We start from the raw sequence: 17,062 nt of genomic DNA, 5'->3' as shown, positions 1-17,062 counted from the left end.
GTTCTCCGGTTCAGGCACGTCCCCATCGTCACGCGCATGGGCAGGGCGGTAACGCCCCCGATTCTGCACTGACGACGGTTGAAAATGGCGCGGGGGGCCGTCAGGTTCGCCTCTCATGTCTTGAGGAGAAGCCTTGATGAAGCGCGCCGCCCTTTCCGCCGTCTCCGTTCTGGCCCTGTCGCTTGCCGCGTGCGGCGGCGGTGCGGGCGACGATCCCGTTGCCGCGCCCACGACCGAGGCGGCCAGCGGTACCGCGTTCCTTGACGATCCTTCGCGCACGGCAAGCGACCGCGAGGCCGATCCCTTGCGCAAACCGGCCGAGATGCTGGAATTCGCCGGGCTGACTTCGGGTCAGACGGTGTTCGAAATGCTTCCCGGTGGCGGCTATTTCACGCGCATTTTCGCACTGGCAACCGGGCCTGACGGCAAAGTCGTCCTCTATGCCCCGGACGAGATGGCGGACAAGCCGTGGAAGCCGATCGAAGGGGCAGAGGAACTGGCGGCCGAAATGGGCGATCCGCGCATCACGGCAACCCACTTCCCCGTCGCCGGACCGGTGCCCGAGGATATGGCCGGCACGGTCGATCTGGTCTGGACGTCGCGCAATTATCACGACTTTCACAACCTTCCCGGCTTCGACCCCGTGGCCTACAACGCGATGGTGCTGGACCTGCTGAAGCCCGGCGGCACCTATGTCGTTCTGGACCATTCGGCACCGGCGGGCAGCGGGGCGGGTGCGACCGACACGACGCATCGCATCGATGCCGATTTCGTGAAGGCAGAAATCGAGAAGGCGGGATTTGAATTTGTCGGCGAAACCGATGTTCTGGCCAACCCCGACGATACGCGCGACGCCAATGTCCATGACAAGGCGATCAAGGGCCGCACCGATCAGTTCGTGCTGAAATTCCGCAAGCCGGGCTGAGCTAAGGCATTAGGCGGCGTTGGCAGCATCCTGGGCCAGTGCGCCCGAAAGGGCGGCCACGAACTGGTCCGTTGCCGCGTCCCAGCTGAATTCGGCGCCATAGCGGCCGCAGTCCTCTCGCCTTGCCATAAGGGCGCGCGTGATGGCGGCGGAAAGATCCTCGTCCACCGCGCCGACGCTGCCCAGCAATTCGTTCGATCCGCCGCGTCCGACCGGTCCGACGATGTCGATGGGGCCCTGTACCGGGAAGCCGGCCACCGGCACGCCGCAGGCCAGCGCCTCTACCATGACGAGGCCGAAGGTATCGCTTCGGCTTGGGAATACGAAACAGTCGGCGGCGGCATAGGCGGCGGCCAGTTTTCTGCCGGTAATCCGGCCCATGAAATGCGCCTTGGGATAACGGGCCCTGAGCGCGGAGAGGGCGGGGCCGTCGCCCACGACGACCTTGCTGCCCGGATGATCGCGCCCGAGAAAATCGTCGAGGCCTTTTTCCGGCGCGACGCGCCCCACGTAGAGCAGGACCGGTCCCGGCAGCGCAGCGATGCGCGTATCGGGCACCGCGTCGGCGCGGAAAATCGCGCTGTCGATGCCGCGTGACCACGGGACGACGGGGCCGATGCCGCGTCCGACCAATTCGTGCCGCAAGCTGGGTGTTGCGGCAAGGACCGCGCGGCTGGGCGCATGGAACCGCTGCATCAGCGGCCAGAACCGCTCCGCCGAAAGGCCGGTGCGGACCGCGACGTAGTCGGGAAAGCGCGTGTGGAACGCAGTGGTGAAAGGCACACCGTATTTCAGGCACCAGTTCCGCGTTGCCCAGCCGATCGGTCCTTCGGTCGCGATGTGGACGATGTCGGGCGCGAACTTCGCCAGTTTCTTCGCCACGCCGCGCTGCGGGGCAAGCGCCAGCCTGATTTCGCCATAGAACGGCATCGGCACGCTGGCGAACTGATCGGGCGTGATCAATTCGACCGCGTGGCCACGTTCGACCAGTCGCGACACGGTTTCGACCAAAGTGCGCACAACGCCGTTCACTTGCGGCTTCCACGCGTCGGTGGCGATACAGATGCGGCGGGGCCAGATGCCCGGGGTAAAGTCGCTTTCGAACATCCGTCGTATCCTCAGGCTGGTTGCTTGGCCGGGGCGGTGGCGGATTCTGCCGGGGCGAACGTGCCCTTTGCTTCGCGGGCGCGCATTTCTTCGGCCCAGTGGACGATTTCGAATTGGCCCTGCGCATCCTCGACCAGCGCGGTGCAGCTTTCGACCCAGTCGCCGTCGTTCATGTATTCGATCTGGCCGATCCGGCGGATTTCGGCACAGTGGATGTGCCCGCAGACAACCCCGTCCACCCCGCGATCGCGCGCGGCGTGGGCGACGGCTTCCTCAAAGTCGCAGACGAACTGGACGACGTTCTTCACCCGGTGCTTCAGATAGGCGGACAGCGACCAGTAGGGCAGCTTGAACGCCTTGCGCGCCTTGTTGAACCAGATGTTCGCGCGCAGCAGCAATTCGTATGCCTGGTCGCCCAGGAACGCGAGCCAGCGGTGATAGAGCACCACCCCGTCGAAGGCATCGCCGTGCGTGACCAGCAGGCGGCGGCCGTCGGCGGTTACGTGGATCGCCTCAAACGCGATCTCGATCCCGCCGAAATGCATGCCCGCGTAGGACCGCAGCATCTCGTCATGGTTGCCCGCGACGAGGATGACCCGCGTGCCGCGATGCGCCATCTTCAGGATGCGGCGAACGACTTCGCTATGCGCGTCGGGCCAGTACCAGCCCTTTTTCAGTCGCCAACCATCGACGATGTCGCCGACGAGGTAGAGCGTCTCGCACTCGATCGAGCGGAGGAAGTCGAGGAGCATTTCGGCGTTGCAGCCGCGCGTGCCCAAATGCGTGTCGGATATGAAAACGGTGCGGAACTTGCGCTTGGGAACGAATCCACGCGGTTCGGGAAGGTCGAGCCAATCCGGGACTCTTCCGGGGACGGCGAAACCGGCGGTATCCTGCCCCAAATGCGTGAACATCATGTTCTTCACGGGATCGACTCTCATTGCTCAAACCCCCAATTTCCTGCGCTGTGTCGCCTACCTTTTCTCAGGTGCGTGTTGCGGTTCGGCGTCGGTGTGACCGGCTGGTTACAAGTCGGTGCGCAAGTCTGTGGACAAATGCGGGACAGGTTGTGCGCTCCTGTGGGCGAAATCGCGCGTGGGGCTGACTGGCGCTGCCGGTGCAAGTAGGACATAGAGCGAACATGCTGACCAACCTGTCCATCCGGAACATCGTGTTGATCGAAGCGCTCGATCTCGCGTTCGCGCGCGGGCTGGGCGTGCTGACGGGCGAAACCGGCGCGGGCAAGTCGATCCTGCTGGATGCCCTTGGACTGGTGCTGGGCAACCGGGCCGACAGCGGGCTGGTCCGCGCGGGCGAGGACAAGGCCAGCGCGACCGCGACTTTCGAATTTGCCGAAATGCCTGCTGGCATCATCGAGGCGCTGGACGACGCGGGCGTCGAGATGGAGGCGGGCGAGGCGCTGGTCATTCGCCGGCAGCTGAAGGCCGATGGCGGATCGAAGGCGTTCGTCAACGGCCAGCCGGTGGGCGTTGCCACCTTGCGGGCGCTGGCCCCCTTTCTGGTCGAACTGCACGGACAGCACGACGATCGCGGCCTTGTGAACCCGCGCGGTCACCGCGTGCTGCTGACCCGCTATGCCGCCGCGGACGAGGCGGGTGTCGCCAGTGCATGGCGCAAATGGCAGGCGGCGGAGACTGCCTTGGCAGAAGCACTGGAAGCGGCCGAAAGCGCAGCGGCGGAGCGCGAACTGGTCGAGGCGCATCTGGCCGAACTGGAACGCCTCGCCCCGCAGGAGGGGGAAGAGGCAGACCTCGCCGGACAGCGTGCCGACATGCAGAAGGGAGAGCGGCTTTCCGAAGACCTCGCCACGCTGCAGCACCTTTTTGCCGGGTCAGACAGCGCGCTGGCGCAGCTTCGCGCCGCTGCGCGCAGGCTGGACCGCATCGCGCCCGAGCACGAGGCGCTGGGCGATGCCTTGTCGGCGCTTGACCGCTGCCTGATCGAAGGCGGTGAGGCCGAGGCCTCGGTGGACCGCGCGCTGGAGGCGTTGAGCTTCGACCCCGCCCGGCTGGACGAGGTGGAGACCCGCCTGTTCGACTTGCGGGCAGAGGCGCGCAAACATGGCTGCCAAGTCGACGATCTACCGGCGAAACTGGCCGAACTGCGCGGCAAGCTGGACGCGATCGAGGGGGGCGAGGGGCGGATCAAGGCGCTTCAGGCCGATGCGTTCGAAAAGGGATCGCATTATCGCGCGCTGGCCGAAACGCTTTCGGCGCAGCGGGTGGAGGCGGCCAAGCGGCTGGACAAGGCGGTCGCGGCAGAGCTTGCGCCGCTCAAGCTCGATGCGGCGAAGTTCAAGACGCTCGTCACCCGCTCGGCCGAGGACAAGTGGGGGCCGCACGGGATGGACGCGGTCGAATTCGTGATCTCCACCAACCCCGGCGCGCCTTTCGCACCGCTGGCCAAGATCGCCTCGGGCGGCGAATTGTCCCGCTTCATCCTCGCGCTCAAGGTCGCGCTGGCCGAAGAGGGCGGGGCCGCCGTCATCATTTTCGACGAGATCGACCGCGGCGTCGGCGGCGCGGTAGCCAGCGCCATCGGCGAACGGCTGGCGCGTCTAGCCAGCGCCAATGGCGAGAACGGGCAGTTGCTGGCCGTCACGCACAGCCCGCAAGTCGCGGCGCGCGGCAACATCCACTTCATGATCGCGAAGTCGAGCGAGGGGACCGTGACGCGCACGTCGGTCGGCCAGCTCGATGCCGGTGGCCGTCAGGAAGAAATCGCCCGCATGCTGTCGGGCGCGGAAATCACGCCAGAGGCGCGGGCGCAGGCCGAAAGGCTGCTCGAAGGGGTCTGATCCTCAACCCGCGAAGGCATTCGCGAACAGCGCGTCGACCAGCTTGTCGCCGTGTGCGCTGTCCTGAAAGGGATAGCTGGCCCTGACTTGGTCGCGTGTCGGCGTCGCGCCGACTTGCGCCAGTTTCGCCGCATCGGCCCGCGCCCCTGCCACATCGCCAAGGCTGGACCGCACCGCCACCCGCCGCTGCAAGGCGCGCTGGTTCGCCGGGTTATGGCCAAGCGAGGTGTCGAGGTGCGCCAGCGCCTGTTCGTAGTCGCCCAACAGGAAGCGCCAGAGGCCAAGGTCCGCCTCGATCACGGTGGCATGGCGATAGGACGGATCGACCGAGTAGACGAGCTCCTGAATCGCGATGGCCTCTGCCGGGTCGCCGCCGAAGCCGACGATGCAGCCGGAAAAGTGGTGCGCCATGCCGGCGCTGGGATTGAGGCGCAGCGCTTCGTCCGCGTGGTGGCGGGCGGGGCCATAGGCGCTGGCCGCGAACAGTTCCCCTGCGCTGGCCAGCGAGTGGCCCATCCACCCGCGCGGGTCGAGGTCGACCGAATTGCGCGCGGCGGTGAGCATCTCGGTAAAACAGCCCCGCGCCATCGTGACGTTGCCGACCAGCCAGCCGTTCAAACCCATCTCGAAATAGGCCTGCGCCTTCAGGCTCCACGGCATGGCCGAACCGGGGTCCAGGCGGATCGAGCTTTCGATGTCCTGCAGCGCATGGGCCAGCGTGTCGGGGGAAGGGCGGTTCAACGCCCAGAGCGCCTTCAGCGTGAGGTCCCATGCCGAAAGATCGGACGGCGGTGCGCGCACGAGGCGGCGGCGTTCCGCCCCTTCGACTTCGGGGGCGATCAGGTGGAGGATGCGCGCCGCGATGCCGGTCTGGACCGAAAGCAGGCTGGCGAGGTCATCCTCGAACAGTTCGGTCAGCAATGTCTCTCCGCTGGGCACGTCGAGCAGGTCGATGGCGAGCCGCGCCTTGCCACCCCGACTGGCAAGCGATCCGCAAACGGCATAGCGGACGTTGAGCGCGCGGGCCTGCTGCAAAAGGTCGCCCCCGGTGCGGCCCATGGCGAATGACGCGTGGCGCGAGAGGACCGGGAACCAGCGCCATGCGGCCAGTTCGGCAATCAGAGTTTCGGCCAGCCCGTCGACGAGGTATTCGGCCTCTTCGTGGTCGCAGGCAAAGGGAAACACGCCGATCAGCGGCCGTGACATCACCGTGGAAACCGTCGTCGCGACCGGTTCGGCAGGAACGGGTACGGGGGCAGTTTCATCGATCTGGCCGACGAAGCGAAAACCTTCGCCGCGCATCGTTCGGATATAACGCTGGTTCGCGCCATCGTCGCCCAGCGCCTTGCGAACCGACTTGATCCTGCTCGACAGGGCGGTGTCGGACACGATCCGCCCTTTCCATATCGTTTCGAACAAGTCGTCGCGGGTGACCAGCCTTTCGCGCTGTTCGATCAGGAACAGGAGGATACGGAACACCTGCGGCTCCATCGGCACCGGCACGCCGTTTTCGCGAAGCTCGAACTGGGCTGCGTCCACTTCGAAGCCGTCAAAGGAATAAACCGTCATCCCACGCGATCCCCCCGGAACGGCGAAAGACTAGACGCAAGCCGCAAAAAGTCGAGCATTGCCGCGCATCTTCACAATGAAGCGCAAATCTCCACGCAATCTCCACGCAGGCTCCAAGCAGGGGGAGAAGGAAGCAGGTATCCAGTTGTTGTCGCCGGATGATCGGCGCCACTCAAAAAACCGGAAAGGAAAAGTACCATGCCTCTCGTTGATATCCACCTGATCGACGGCGTTTTCGACGGCCAGCAGAAGCAGCAGATGATCAAGGACGTGACCGACGCCATCGTCGCCATCGAAGGCGAAGTGATGCGCGGCGTGACCTGGGTCCGCGTTCTCGAAGTCGAAGGCGGCCACTGGGCCATCGGCGGCCAGCCGCTGGCAGCAGCCGACATTCACGCGATGCAGAAGCAGGCGGCGTGACTTGCGGGATGCACCGGATGGCGGCCACTGGCCCCTCCCGTGCATCGCCCGCATTTCAGCTGGTGACGCGTTTCGCCCCCCCTGCGACGGGCGCTATTCCTCTCGCATCGAGATGTAGATCAGGCTCATCATCGCCATCGCGCCGTAGACCCACGATCCGTGATCGGGGCCAGCGCCGAATTCCATCTGCCACAGCTGATATCCGGCCACGGCGATGCCTTGAAACAGGCCCCACCAGTTCAGCACTGCGCAGCCCATTGCGATCTTCGACCATTTCTTGGCCGCGGCGAAAGCGGCGGCATCGGCGTGGCGGGCGCTGTATATCGCCCACGCACCATACAGGCCCAGCACGCCTGCGGCGGTTTCCAGCGCGAAGACCAGCACCATGGCGGCCACGATCACGAACGATGGCGGGACCGGCAGAAGCGTGACCGGATAGGCTTCCTGTCCGGCGTGGCTGGTGGTGTAGACGAAGAAATCGTAGGCCGCCCCGACGTTGGCGATGTTGTGCGCCACGTAGAGCAGCGCCATCAACCCGATCACGGCGCTGACCATCGCTTTCAGAATCCTGTCGGTCATTCCGCAGTCCCCCCTGTATTTCCGCGCCCCGGCGGCTAGATACCATGAAAAGTGACCACGGGGAAAAGCGTGACCGATCCTGCCGAGATGAGCGAGGCTGATGCCGCGAACGAACTGATGCGGCTGGCGCGCCAGATCAGGAAGCACAACAAGCTCTATCACGCAGAAGACGCGCCGGAGATTTCCGACGCGGAGTACGACGCGCTGGTCCGGCGCAATGCCGCGATAGAAGCGGCTTTCCCGCACCTGGTGCGCGATGACAGCCCGTCGAAGGCAGTGGGTCACGAAGTCGCTGCCTCGCCGCTTTCCAAAGTGACGCACGAGGTTCGGATGATGAGCCTCGACAACGCGTTCTCGGACGAGGAAGTCGCCGACTTCGTCGCGCGGGTGCGGCGGTTCCTGTCGCTGGCGGCGGATGAACCGGTGGTCTTCACGGCGGAAGACAAGATCGACGGGCTTTCCTGTTCGCTTCTCTATGAAAGCGGCAAGCTGGTCCGCGCCGCGACGCGCGGGGATGGGCAAGTGGGCGAGGACGTGACGCCCAACGTTGCCCATATCGCCGACATTCCGCAGCAATTGAGCGGCACCGTGCCCGATGTGTTCGAGATCCGCGGCGAAGTGTTCATGGCCAAGGCTGACTTCCTTGCCCTGAACAAGGCGCAGGAGGCAGAGGGCGGCAAGATCTTCGCCAATCCGCGCAATGCCGCCGCCGGTTCGCTCCGCCAGAAGGATGCGAGCGTTACGGCAAAACGGCCCCTGCGCTTCTACGCCCACGGCTGGGGCGCGGCGAGCGAGGTGCCGGGCAGCAGCCAGTTCGAAGTCATGCAGGCCATCGCCAACTGGGGCGTGCCGATTTCCGCCGCCTTGATCCGGTGCCGCACGCTGGAGGAGATGCTGGCGCATTACCGCCAGATCGCCTCGATGCGGGCGGACATGCGCTATGACATCGACGGCGTCGTCTACAAGGTCGACCGGCTGGACTATCAGCAGCGACTGGGCTTTGTCGCCAAGGCGCCGCGCTGGGCGATGGCGCACAAGTTTCCCGCCGAGCAGGCCGAAACCACGCTGGAAGGGATCGACATCCAGGTCGGCCGCACCGGCAAGCTGACGCCCGTGGGCCGGTTGAAGCCGGTGACTGTCGGCGGGGTCGTCGTGTCCAACGTGACGCTGCACAACCGCGACGAAATCGCGCGGCTGGGCGTGCGGATCGGCGACCGTGTCGTGATCCAGCGTGCAGGCGACGTGATCCCGCAAGTAGTCGAGAACCTGACGCGGGACGAGGGCCGCGATCCCTTCAACTTCCCCGACCATTGCCCGATCTGCAATTCGGAGGCCGTGGCCGAGGAAGGCGAAGTCGACGTGCGTTGCACCGGCGGGCTGATCTGTCCGGCGCAGCGGACCGAGCGGTTGAAACACTTCGTCAGCCGCGGTGCGCTGGATATCGAGGGGCTGGGCGAAAAGACCATCGACGAGTTCTTCGCCCACGGCTGGCTGGAAAGCCCCGCCGACATCTTCCGCCTGAAACAGCGCAAGGAGGAGATCCTCGCGCTGGAGGGGTGGAAGGAGAAGTCGGTCGAAAACCTGCTGGCCGCGATCGAGGCGAAGCGGGAACCCGATGCGGCGCGCCTGCTGTTCGGGCTGGGCATTCGGCATGTCGGCGCGGTGACAGCGCGCGACCTGCTCAAGCATTTCACCACGCTGCCCGCCCTGCGCGATGTTGCCGAACGGGCGCGGGAAGGCACGGGCGAAGTGGCGAGCGAGGCCGTGGCCGAACTGACCGCGATCGACGGTGTGGGGCCCGTGGTGGTCGAGGCGCTGGGCGACTTCTTCCATGAAGACCACAACAAGGCCGTGTGGGACGATCTTCTGTCAGAGCTTTCCCCGCCCGACTATGTGGTCGAGACGAAGGACAGCGAAGTGGCGGGCAAGACCGTCGTCTTCACCGGCAAGCTGGAAACGATGAGCCGCGACGAGGCCAAGGCACAGGCCGAGCGGCTGGGCGCGAAGGCGGCCGGCACGGTTTCCGCCAAGACCGACCTCGTCGTCGCCGGGCCGGGGGCAGGGTCCAAACTGAAGAAGGCGGCGGAGTTGGGGATCGAAGTGATCGACGAAGCGGCCTGGGCTCAGATCGTCGCGGCGGCGGGCTGATAGGTTCATGACGCCGCTTGTCATGTTTTTAACACGGCTCGCCTGCGCAGGAGATGGTCAACACCGCATTAAGCCGGAGATTTAATAAGGCGTTAATGTGGCGGCACCAAGTTTGCCCCTACAAACAGGGACAAACGATAAGCACGCGCCAGACGCGTGCGGGGAGACTATTTTCATGAAGAAGATCCTGCTTGCGGGCGCATCCGCAATTCTTGCCGTATCGGCCGTCCCGGCCATTGCGCAGGAAGATGGCGACATGGGCGACACGCCCGAGGTTGAGGAAGTCGAGCCCGTCGAAAGCGGCCAGCCGATGGAACCGACGGCGAACGGAAACGGCGCCACCGTCCTGCGCGAAAGCGGAGAGATCACGCAGCAGGCGACCGACCCCGAAACCGGCGAACTCCTGTTCGAGGAACCGGCCGAGGGTGAGACCGAAGGCGCGCCGATCATGGAAACGGTTGGCACCGCTTCGACCCAGACGGTCACCACGCCCAGCGGCAACGTCAACACCGTCACCAAGACCACCGATCTGGATGGCAACACCGTGACGAGTGTCGACCATGTTCGCGCAGAGCGTCCTGAAAAGCCGGCAAGGCCCGAGAAGCCGGAACGTCCCGAAAAGCCGGAGAAGCCGGAACGTCCGGAAAAGCCCGAGAAGCCCGAAAAGCCGGACGCGCCGGGTCGCCCGTAACCGGCGCTTGAAACCATGAGGGGTGCAGCGCGGCGGTTCCGTTTTGCGGGATCGTCGCGCTCATCCTTTCAGGGGCAAAAGGCTTTCAGGCGAAACAGGCTTTCAGGCACAGCAGGGAGGACAGGAAGGTCCGATGAACAGGATCGTGAAGACAGGGATCACAGGCGCGGCCATGGTCGCCGCCTTGGGCGCAGCATCCGCCAACGCGGAAGAGTACTGGCAGTTCAGCCTTGGCGCGGATTATTCCAGCGGCGACTATGGCGATGAAGAGGATACGACGCTCCTCGCCGTTCCGGCCAGCGTTAAGTTTCAGGGCGACAACCTATGGCTTCGTGCCAGCGTGCCCTATGTCCGCGTCGATGGCCCCGATGGCGTCATTCCGGGCGAAGGCGGGGTCAGCCCCGGCGGCGGGAATGGCAACGGCGGTGGCGGCACCGGTGACGTGATCGACACAAACGTGCGCAGCGGCGTGGGCGACGTGAACCTGGCGGCGGGCTATACCCTGCCGGTGGGCGACCGGACGTGGTTCGACCTGGTCGGCAAGGTCAAGTTGCCGACCGCGTCAAAATCAAAATTCCTTGGCACCGGCACCACCGATTACACCGTGATGGGCGAACTGCTGCACAGCTTTGGCGGCGTCAGCGTGGCGGTGAACGGCGGACGGCGTTTCAACGGATCGAACGACCTCTACCCGCTGAACGACGTGTGGCAGGCCGGTGGCGGCATCTATGGCAAGGCGGGCGAGAACACGACGCTGGGCCTTGGCTACGAATGGCGCGAAGGGGCGCTCGACACCTCTCCCGATCGCAGCGAGATCACCGGATCGGCGACCTACAAGTTCAATCCCGGCCTGCTGCTGCAGGCCTATGGCTATACCGGGCTTTCGGACGGCAGCCCCGATCTGGGCGCCGGTGTGCAGGTCCTGGTCCGGATGGGCGCGGACTAGCCTTCGGCGCGCTCCGCCTCCTCATGGGGCGGGGCGTCCGCATCTTCGGCGGGCAACGGTTCGGGCGCGCCCATCGTCATTTCGCCTTCCAGCGCGCGCGGGTCGTGCTGGCTGCCGCAGATCGGGGCCATGCTGTCGCCGTGGCGATTGGCCGCCTTGCGCACGTGGACCGATGCGATGCGCATCTGTTCCATCGACGCGGCGTTGTTGTTGAAACTGGGCGCGATGACTTGCGGCAGGACACAGCCTTCGCGCTGGGCATGTTCGACCGCGGCATCGCGGTCTTCGGCGCGGTCCCGATCGCGCGCGGCTAGCGGCTGGGTGGCCGCGATGGCGAACAGGGCGGCTGCGGCAACGGTCTTGCGGCTGGGCATGGGAATCTCCTCGTTCCGACTGCAATGCGCCCTCTGCGCTGTCGCAGGGCTGAACGCGGTACGCCGGTCAGTGCTGCAATTTCAGTGCGTTGCGCCGCCGTGCCCGGCTGGCTCTGCGCGTGGCACCCATTTCATCACGCTTCCGGCAAAGGGCGTCCACGCGCCGATCTCGATCCCTGCCATGCGCAGCGTCTCGCCCGTCCATTCGTTGCAGGTCTTGTAGACGGTGTATGTCCCGCGCGCGTCGTAGAACACGTCCTGATCGGTATATCCGGGATAGACTGCGCGGCCGGGCGTGCGTTGGGGCAGGTCGCGCAGCAGGGCGCGGACGAGGCGGCGATATTTTTCGTGGCTGATGCGCATCGGGCGAAAGTTCGCCGAAGGTGCAGGGCGGACCCAGTGTTCGACATGGTAGAGCGCATCGCCGCCGACGCTCATCACGCGAAGCACCGTAATCGGCGAGAGGTCGCTCCAAGTCGGCGTATCGAGAAAGACCGCCCGCTCGCCCCAGCTGATCGCCACATGCGTATAGGGCCGGAACGGATTGGCGGTTTCCGAAGGGGGAAAGACGCGGGTCCAGTCCATGTCGTCGTTGCGCAGCGGTACGGCGATGGATGTGTGGACGCCGTTATCGGCAATGATGATCTCGACGCAGCAGTCCCCTATCGGCGGCGTAATCCATTCCCGATTCACCGGAAACGACGATCCCACCCACCCGGCAAGGAAATAGCAGCCCACGGCCAGCGCCAGCCAGCCGAAGACCGCTCTCGCCAGCGTCAGCGCGCGTTTCGCCGGCGTAGCCACAGGATCGACCAGTCACCGTTCGTCATGCGGCGGGCAAGGCGGAAACCGGCGCGGAAGTGGGCGCGGCGCACCGCCTCTTCCTGCGTCGTCAAAAGGCCTGCCAGCAGCAGGTTGCCGCTGGGTGCGACTGCCTTGGCGAAATCGGGCGCCAGTTCGACCAGCGGCCCTGCAAGGATGTTGGCGATAAGAAGGTCATAAGGCGCGCGGTGCCGGATCAGCGGATTGTCGGTACCCGCCGCCACCGTGATCACGATGCGGCCCGGCCCGTCGCCCAGCGGAATGGCGTTCATCGCGGCATTGTCCTCGACCACGCCGACGCAGACCGGGTCGATGTCGCTGGCGATGCCCTGCGCCTGCGGCCAGAGGTCGCGCGCGGCAAAGGCAAGAAGGCCGGTGCCGGTGCCGATGTCGGCGTGATTGCGCACGACGATGCCTTGCGCCTTCATCTCGGTCAGCATGGCAAGGCACCCTGCCGTGGTTTCATGCTGCCCGGTGCCGAAGGCCTGGCTTGCCGGAATGCAGAAGTCGGTCACGCCCGCGCTGTCGTCGGCGGGGAAGTCGGGAGTGTGCACGTGGAAACGCCCCGCGCGGATCGGGGTGACGTCGGCCTGCGACAGGCTGACCCAGTCGGCATCGGGCAGCTTTTCCGCCTTGAGGTCCGGCGCGCCGTCCGTGAACAGATCGGCCAGCGCCTGCTTGTCGGCCTTGGTCGGCTTGCGCGGATAATAGGCCTCGAGCACCCAGTCGTCGGGTTTGTCCTCGGCAATTTCGCTGCCGGTGAGCACGACCTCGTAATCCCAGTCGAGCACGTCTTCATGCGCGACAAGGGCGGCCTGGATCACGTCCTTCGATCCGTAGGCGACGATCTTCCAGCTCACTGTGCGGATTCCTTGTTCAGGCGTGCGTCGAGGCGCTTTTCGATCTGCTGCGCATAAGTGCGACAGGCATTATCATCGACAAGCTCGCCCGCTTCCAGCCGCTTGCGCATCCAGCTTGCCGACGGATGCGGCGTGAGTAGAAGGTCGCATTGGCTTTGCGAAAGATAGGCGATGCCGCGGCGAAAATCGTCCAGCAATTGGCGGTGTTCTGAAAACCTGTAGCCATCCGCGCTGATCGGCGACATGGAATCGGCATAGACGATGGTCAGGCATTCGCCATCCCCGCACGACGTCCACTGCCACGATGACGCGCCCGGCGTGTGGCCGGGGGTGGGCAGGTGCCTGAAGGAAAGCTGGCCCTGCGTAACGATTTCGCCCGTTTCGATCGTCTGATCGACCCGCGCGGGCGGGAAGCCATTCAATATGCCGAATTGCGGATCGTCCTGCCCCTGTGCGCCGGTCGACAGAACAGCAGCGGCGGGGCCGGTCGCGACAAGGCGCGCGCCGCTCAATTCCTGCACCATTGCGGTGCCGGCGACATGGTCGAAATGTTCGTGGCTGACCAGAAGCAGCGCGATGTCCGCAGGGTCGAAGCCAAGGCGGCGGATATTGTCCAGAACGTGCGCCGTACCGCCGACGGTGCCGGTATCGATCAGGGTGTGGCCCTCATCGCCGGTGATCAGGATGGCGGCTATGCCGCAGGTGCCGACATACCAGGTATCGCCGTGGATGCGGAAGGGCGGTCCGGGCTTGTCCCATTCGTCCCAATCCTCGCAGGCCGCGACCCATTCGGATGGTGGCGGAGCCTGCATCGCGGGCGCGCTATTTGCCGCCGCGCAGGATGCCAGCGCGAGTGCGGGCAGCACGCACAGGATCGATCTAGCGGGCAAGGGCGGCTCCCTTCGCATCGACGAACGCGCCGATCGCTTTCCCGAATCCAACCGTCTTTCCGATGACGAGCGCGATACGCCCGTTGCCTGCGTCATTGTCCATATCGGGCTGGATTAGGGCGGGCCAGAAGCCGCCGCAAGCCGAGGGCAGGGGTCATACCTGTACAAAAAGACTGTAATTGCCCTCTTGCCCTTCGTCGCGCCGCCTGCCATTCGCGCCCGCAACACGCCTTTTGCGCGCAGTCCTTTTATCTGCTCGCGGGCGGAACGATGATTACGGGGACACTTAATATGGCGAAGGCAGCGAACAGGCCTCTTTCTCCGCACCTCTCGATCTGGAAATGGGGCCCGGCGATGGCCGTCTCCATCCTGCATCGCGTTTCGGGCAACGGCCTTGCGGTCGCGGGCCTTCTGGTGCTGCTCTGGTTCCTCGGCGCGGTCGCCGCAGGTCCCGAAGCCTATGTTGCCTTCATGCGGCATGCCGATACCTGGTATGGCATGCTGGTCCTGATCGGTATTTCGTGGGCCTTCTTCAATCACCTGTCGAGCGGCATTCGCCACCTCGTGCTGGACGCCGGCGCGGGTTTCGAGGTGGAACGCAACAATGCCTGGTCGGTCATCACGATCCTCGTCGGCATCCTGCTGACGGCGGCCTTCTGGGCCGTGATCCTGCTGGTCTGAGGAGAGACTTAAATGGGTAACGGTACTCGTATCGGACAAGTCCGCGGCCTCGGCTCGGCAAAGCACGGCGCGCATCACTGGCTGGTCCAGCGCTTCACCGCGATCGGCAACCTCGTCCTCGTCCTGTGGTTCGTGTTCAGCCTCGTCATGCTGCCCGACTACACTTTCCCGACGGTGAAGGCCTGGCTTGCGGCTCCGCTGGCCGCGACCGCGATGGTCCTGCTGATCGTTTCGACCTTCTGGCACGCCCGTCTCGGCATGCAGGTCATGATCGAGGATTACGTCCACGGCGCGAACCGCTTTGCCGCGATCGTGCTCCTGAACCTCGTTTTCTTCGCCGCCGGTGTCTTCGGCGTCGTTTCCGTCATTCGCATCGCGCTGGGAGCCTGATCACATGGCCGAAGCAAGCACTCAACCTGCCTACAAGATCATCGACCACACCTATGACACCGTCGTCGTGGGTGCGGGCGGTTCGGGCCTGCGCGCCACGATGGGCGCCGCCGAAGCCGGCCTGAAGACGGCCTGCATCACCAAGGTCTTCCCGACGCGTTCGCACACCGTCGCGGCACAGGGCGGCATCGCCGCATCGCTGGGCAACAACACGCCCGACCACTGGACCTGGCACATGTACGACACCGTGAAGGGGTCGGACTGGCTGGGCGACCAGGACGCGATCGAATACATGGTCCGCGAAGCGCCGCAGGCCGTGATCGAGCTTGAGCATGCAGGCGTTCCGTTTTCGCGCAACCCCGAAGGCACGATCTACCAGCGTCCCTTCGGCGGCCACATGCAGAACATGGGCGAAGGCCCGCCGGTGCAGCGTACCTGCGCCGCGGCCGACCGTACCGGCCATGCGATGCTTCACGCGCTGTATCAGCAGTCGCTGAAGTACGACGCGGACTTCTACATCGAATATTTCGCCATCGACCTCATCATGGTGAACGGCGAGTGCAAGGGCGTCATCGCCATCTGCCTCGACGATGGTTCGATCCACCGCTTCCGCGCCCACTCGGTCGTGCTGGCAACCGGCGGCTATGGCCGTTGCTACTATACCGCGACGTCGGCCCATACCTGCACCGGCGACGGTGGCGGCATGGTGCTGCGCGCAGGCCTGCCGCTGCAGGACATGGAATTCGTGCAGTTCCACCCGACCGGCATCTACGGCGCGGGCGTTCTCATCACCGAAGGTGCACGCGGCGAGGGCGGCTATCTCACCAACTCGGAAGGTGAGCGTTTCATGGAACGCTATGCCCCGTCGGCCAAGGACCTCGCCTCGCGCGACGTCGTCTCGCGCTCGATGGCGCTGGAAATCCGCGAAGGTCGCGGCGTGGGCGCGGAAAGCGACCACATCTTCCTGCACCTCGATCACATCGATCCGAACGTGCTGGCCGAACGCCTTCCCGGCATTACCGAAAGCGGCAAGATCTTCGCAGGCGTCGACCTGACCCGTCAGCCGCTGCCGGTGGTTCCGACCGTCCACTACAACATGGGCGGCATCCCCTGTAACTACCACGGCCAGGTCGTCACGATCGGTGCCGACGGGAACCCCGAAACGGTCGTCCCGGGCCTGTACGCTGTCGGCGAAGCGGCCTGCGTGTCGGTCCACGGCGCGAACCGCCTCGGCTCCAACTCGCTGATCGACCTTGTCGTGTTCGGCCGCGCAACGGGCCATCACCTCAAGGAAAACATCAAGCCGGGCACCGCACACGACAACCTGCCCAAGGACAGCGCAGACTTCGCCCTGTCGCGCCTCGATCATTTCCGCCACGCGAACGGCAGTTCGCCCACGTCGGAAATCCGCACCGAGATGCAGCGCACGATGTCGGCCCATGCGGCGGTGTTCCGCACCGACGAATCGATGGCCGAGGGCAAGGAAAAGCTGAAGAACGTCTACGCCCGGATGGAAGACATCTCGGTCGCCGACAAGTCGCTGATCTGGAACTCGGACCTGATCGAGACGCTGGAGCTGGACAACCTGATCAGCCAGGCGAGCGTGACCATGTATTCGGCGCACAACCGCAAGGAAAGCCGCGGCGCCCACGCGCACGAGGATTTCCCCGAACGCAACGATGCGGAATGGATGAAGCATACCGCGACCTGGTTCGACGGTTGGGGCGGCAAGGGCGGATCGATCAAGATCGACTATCGCCCGGTCCACGAATTCACGCTCACCGACGATGTGGAATACATCGAGCCGAAGAAGCGCGTTTACTAAGTTTCACCGATCTGGTG

General features: G+C 65.1%; 17 protein-coding genes. 9 read left to right on the top strand and 8 right to left on the bottom strand.

From position 1 onward, the window contains the following. Nucleotides 1-136 precede the first annotated feature (136 nt). Nucleotides 137-925, top strand: a complete 789-nt coding sequence (locus tag FAX90_RS14225; protein WP_144098082.1) for a class I SAM-dependent methyltransferase — start codon at nucleotides 137-139, stop codon at nucleotides 923-925. Nucleotides 926-934: 9 nt separating this feature from the next. Here FAX90_RS14225 and FAX90_RS14220 read toward each other — a convergent pair whose 3' ends face one another. Together FAX90_RS14220 and FAX90_RS14215 are read right to left on the bottom strand one after the other, a co-directional pair. Next, a complete protein-coding gene (locus tag FAX90_RS14220) occupies nucleotides 935-2,032 on the bottom strand; it encodes a glycosyltransferase family 4 protein (protein ID WP_144098081.1) in 1,098 nt (365 codons plus the stop codon). Nucleotides 2,033-2,043: 11 nt separating this feature from the next. Beyond that, entirely contained in the window at nucleotides 2,044-2,946 is a 903-nt protein-coding gene (locus FAX90_RS14215) for a UDP-2,3-diacylglucosamine diphosphatase (RefSeq protein ID WP_144098228.1), read from the bottom strand. Nucleotides 2,947-3,173: 227 nt separating this feature from the next. On the opposite strand from FAX90_RS14215, the gene recN reads away from it, so the two are divergent. Then, nucleotides 3,174-4,850: a DNA repair protein RecN gene (recN, locus tag FAX90_RS14210; protein ID WP_144098080.1), complete on the top strand. Its 1,677-nt coding sequence runs from the start codon at nucleotides 3,174-3,176 to the stop codon at nucleotides 4,848-4,850. Nucleotides 4,851-4,853: 3 nt separating this feature from the next. On the opposite strand, the gene FAX90_RS14205 is transcribed toward recN, so the two are convergent. Then, complete coding sequence (locus FAX90_RS14205) at nucleotides 4,854-6,419, bottom strand: winged helix-turn-helix domain-containing protein (RefSeq protein WP_144098079.1); 1,566 nt, start codon at nucleotides 6,417-6,419, stop codon at nucleotides 4,854-4,856. Between the two features lie 198 nt (nucleotides 6,420-6,617). Here FAX90_RS14205 and FAX90_RS14200 point away from each other — a divergent pair, with 198 nt between their 5' ends. Further along, the gene (locus FAX90_RS14200; protein WP_144098078.1) at nucleotides 6,618-6,839 is read left to right on the top strand and encodes a tautomerase family protein; all 222 of its coding nucleotides are present in this window, start codon (nucleotides 6,618-6,620) and stop codon (nucleotides 6,837-6,839) included. 93 nt (nucleotides 6,840-6,932) lie between these two features. On the opposite strand, the gene FAX90_RS14195 is transcribed toward FAX90_RS14200, so the two are convergent. Beyond that, nucleotides 6,933-7,418 carry a DUF2165 family protein gene (locus FAX90_RS14195; protein WP_144098077.1) on the bottom strand — a complete coding sequence of 162 codons (486 nt, stop codon included), beginning with the start codon at nucleotides 7,416-7,418 and terminating at the stop codon, nucleotides 6,933-6,935. Between the two features lie 87 nt (nucleotides 7,419-7,505). Here FAX90_RS14195 and ligA point away from each other — a divergent pair, with 87 nt between their 5' ends. The 3 genes from ligA to FAX90_RS14180 all read left to right on the top strand — a co-directional run bounded on the left by ligA (nucleotide 7,506) and on the right by FAX90_RS14180 (nucleotide 11,203). Then, nucleotides 7,506-9,566 carry an NAD-dependent DNA ligase LigA gene (ligA, locus tag FAX90_RS14190; protein WP_205700703.1) on the top strand — a complete coding sequence of 687 codons (2,061 nt, stop codon included), beginning with the start codon at nucleotides 7,506-7,508 and terminating at the stop codon, nucleotides 9,564-9,566. A gap of 175 nt (nucleotides 9,567-9,741) precedes the next feature. Continuing rightward, complete coding sequence (locus FAX90_RS14185; RefSeq protein ID WP_144098075.1) at nucleotides 9,742-10,257, top strand: hypothetical protein; 516 nt, start codon at nucleotides 9,742-9,744, stop codon at nucleotides 10,255-10,257. 133 nt (nucleotides 10,258-10,390) lie between these two features. Further along, a complete protein-coding gene (locus FAX90_RS14180) occupies nucleotides 10,391-11,203 on the top strand; it encodes a transporter (protein ID WP_144098074.1) in 813 nt (270 codons plus the stop codon). Here FAX90_RS14180 and FAX90_RS14175 read toward each other — a convergent pair. The 4 genes from FAX90_RS14175 to bla form a co-directional block, all read right to left on the bottom strand. Further along, nucleotides 11,200-11,577 carry a hypothetical protein gene (locus tag FAX90_RS14175; protein WP_144098073.1) on the bottom strand — a complete coding sequence of 126 codons (378 nt, stop codon included), beginning with the start codon at nucleotides 11,575-11,577 and terminating at the stop codon, nucleotides 11,200-11,202. The two genes, FAX90_RS14180 and FAX90_RS14175, sit on opposite strands and share 4 nt — an antisense overlap. An 81-nt stretch (nucleotides 11,578-11,658) precedes the next feature. Beyond that, nucleotides 11,659-12,381, bottom strand: a complete 723-nt coding sequence (locus FAX90_RS14170; RefSeq protein WP_240704924.1) for a TIGR02117 family protein — start codon at nucleotides 12,379-12,381, stop codon at nucleotides 11,659-11,661. After that, on the bottom strand, nucleotides 12,354-13,259 hold the full coding sequence (locus FAX90_RS14165) for a 50S ribosomal protein L11 methyltransferase (protein WP_144098072.1): 906 nt from the start codon (nucleotides 13,257-13,259) through the stop codon (nucleotides 12,354-12,356). Before FAX90_RS14165 ends, FAX90_RS14170 begins: the two co-directional genes overlap by 28 nt. Next, the gene (gene bla, locus FAX90_RS14160; protein ID WP_240704923.1) at nucleotides 13,256-14,149 is read right to left on the bottom strand and encodes a subclass B3 metallo-beta-lactamase; all 894 of its coding nucleotides are present in this window, start codon (nucleotides 14,147-14,149) and stop codon (nucleotides 13,256-13,258) included. The genes FAX90_RS14165 and bla overlap by 4 nt, the downstream gene beginning before the upstream one ends. 291 nt (nucleotides 14,150-14,440) lie before the next feature. On the opposite strand from bla, the gene sdhC reads away from it, so the two are divergent. The 3 genes from sdhC to sdhA are packed head-to-tail and all read left to right on the top strand — an operon-like array spanning nucleotide 14,441 to nucleotide 17,045. Beyond that, complete coding sequence (gene sdhC / locus FAX90_RS14155) at nucleotides 14,441-14,830, top strand: succinate dehydrogenase, cytochrome b556 subunit (RefSeq protein ID WP_144098070.1); 390 nt, start codon at nucleotides 14,441-14,443, stop codon at nucleotides 14,828-14,830. 12 nt (nucleotides 14,831-14,842) lie between these two features. Beyond that, a complete protein-coding gene (gene sdhD / locus FAX90_RS14150) occupies nucleotides 14,843-15,220 on the top strand; it encodes a succinate dehydrogenase, hydrophobic membrane anchor protein (RefSeq protein ID WP_144098069.1) in 378 nt (125 codons plus the stop codon). Between the two features lie 4 nt (nucleotides 15,221-15,224). Then, complete coding sequence (gene sdhA, locus FAX90_RS14145; RefSeq protein WP_144098068.1) at nucleotides 15,225-17,045, top strand: succinate dehydrogenase flavoprotein subunit; 1,821 nt, start codon at nucleotides 15,225-15,227, stop codon at nucleotides 17,043-17,045. The last annotated feature ends 17 nt before the right edge of the window (nucleotides 17,046-17,062 follow it).

Source organism: Croceicoccus sediminis (genome assembly GCF_007570835.1).
Lineage (GTDB): Bacteria > Pseudomonadota > Alphaproteobacteria > Sphingomonadales > Sphingomonadaceae > Croceicoccus > Croceicoccus sediminis.
Note: the sequence above shows the minus strand (reverse complement) of the source record. Positions and strands in the feature narration are given on the sequence as shown.

What these genes read in the sequence shown, in the direction of transcription:
- FAX90_RS14205 (WP_144098079.1), bottom strand. Translation starts at nt 6,419, where the DNA reads ATGACGGTTTATTCCTTTGACGGCTTCGAAGTGGACGCAGCCCAGTTC.
- FAX90_RS14185 (WP_144098075.1), top strand. Translation starts at nt 9,742, where the DNA reads ATGAAGAAGATCCTGCTTGCGGGCGCATCCGCAATTCTTGCCGTATCG.
- sdhA (WP_144098068.1), top strand. Translation starts at nt 15,225, where the DNA reads ATGGCCGAAGCAAGCACTCAACCTGCCTACAAGATCATCGACCACACC.
- sdhC (WP_144098070.1), top strand. Translation starts at nt 14,441, where the DNA reads ATGGCGAAGGCAGCGAACAGGCCTCTTTCTCCGCACCTCTCGATCTGG.
- FAX90_RS14215 (WP_144098228.1), bottom strand. Translation starts at nt 2,946, where the DNA reads ATGTTCACGCATTTGGGGCAGGATACCGCCGGTTTCGCCGTCCCCGGA.
- recN (WP_144098080.1), top strand. Translation starts at nt 3,174, where the DNA reads ATGCTGACCAACCTGTCCATCCGGAACATCGTGTTGATCGAAGCGCTC.
- FAX90_RS14195 (WP_144098077.1), bottom strand. Translation starts at nt 7,418, where the DNA reads ATGACCGACAGGATTCTGAAAGCGATGGTCAGCGCCGTGATCGGGTTG.
- FAX90_RS14175 (WP_144098073.1), bottom strand. Translation starts at nt 11,577, where the DNA reads ATGCCCAGCCGCAAGACCGTTGCCGCAGCCGCCCTGTTCGCCATCGCG.
- ligA (WP_205700703.1), top strand. Translation starts at nt 7,506, where the DNA reads ATGAGCGAGGCTGATGCCGCGAACGAACTGATGCGGCTGGCGCGCCAG.
- FAX90_RS14225 (WP_144098082.1), top strand. Translation starts at nt 137, where the DNA reads ATGAAGCGCGCCGCCCTTTCCGCCGTCTCCGTTCTGGCCCTGTCGCTT.
- sdhD (WP_144098069.1), top strand. Translation starts at nt 14,843, where the DNA reads ATGGGTAACGGTACTCGTATCGGACAAGTCCGCGGCCTCGGCTCGGCA.
- FAX90_RS14180 (WP_144098074.1), top strand. Translation starts at nt 10,391, where the DNA reads ATGAACAGGATCGTGAAGACAGGGATCACAGGCGCGGCCATGGTCGCC.
- FAX90_RS14200 (WP_144098078.1), top strand. Translation starts at nt 6,618, where the DNA reads ATGCCTCTCGTTGATATCCACCTGATCGACGGCGTTTTCGACGGCCAG.
- FAX90_RS14220 (WP_144098081.1), bottom strand. Translation starts at nt 2,032, where the DNA reads ATGTTCGAAAGCGACTTTACCCCGGGCATCTGGCCCCGCCGCATCTGT.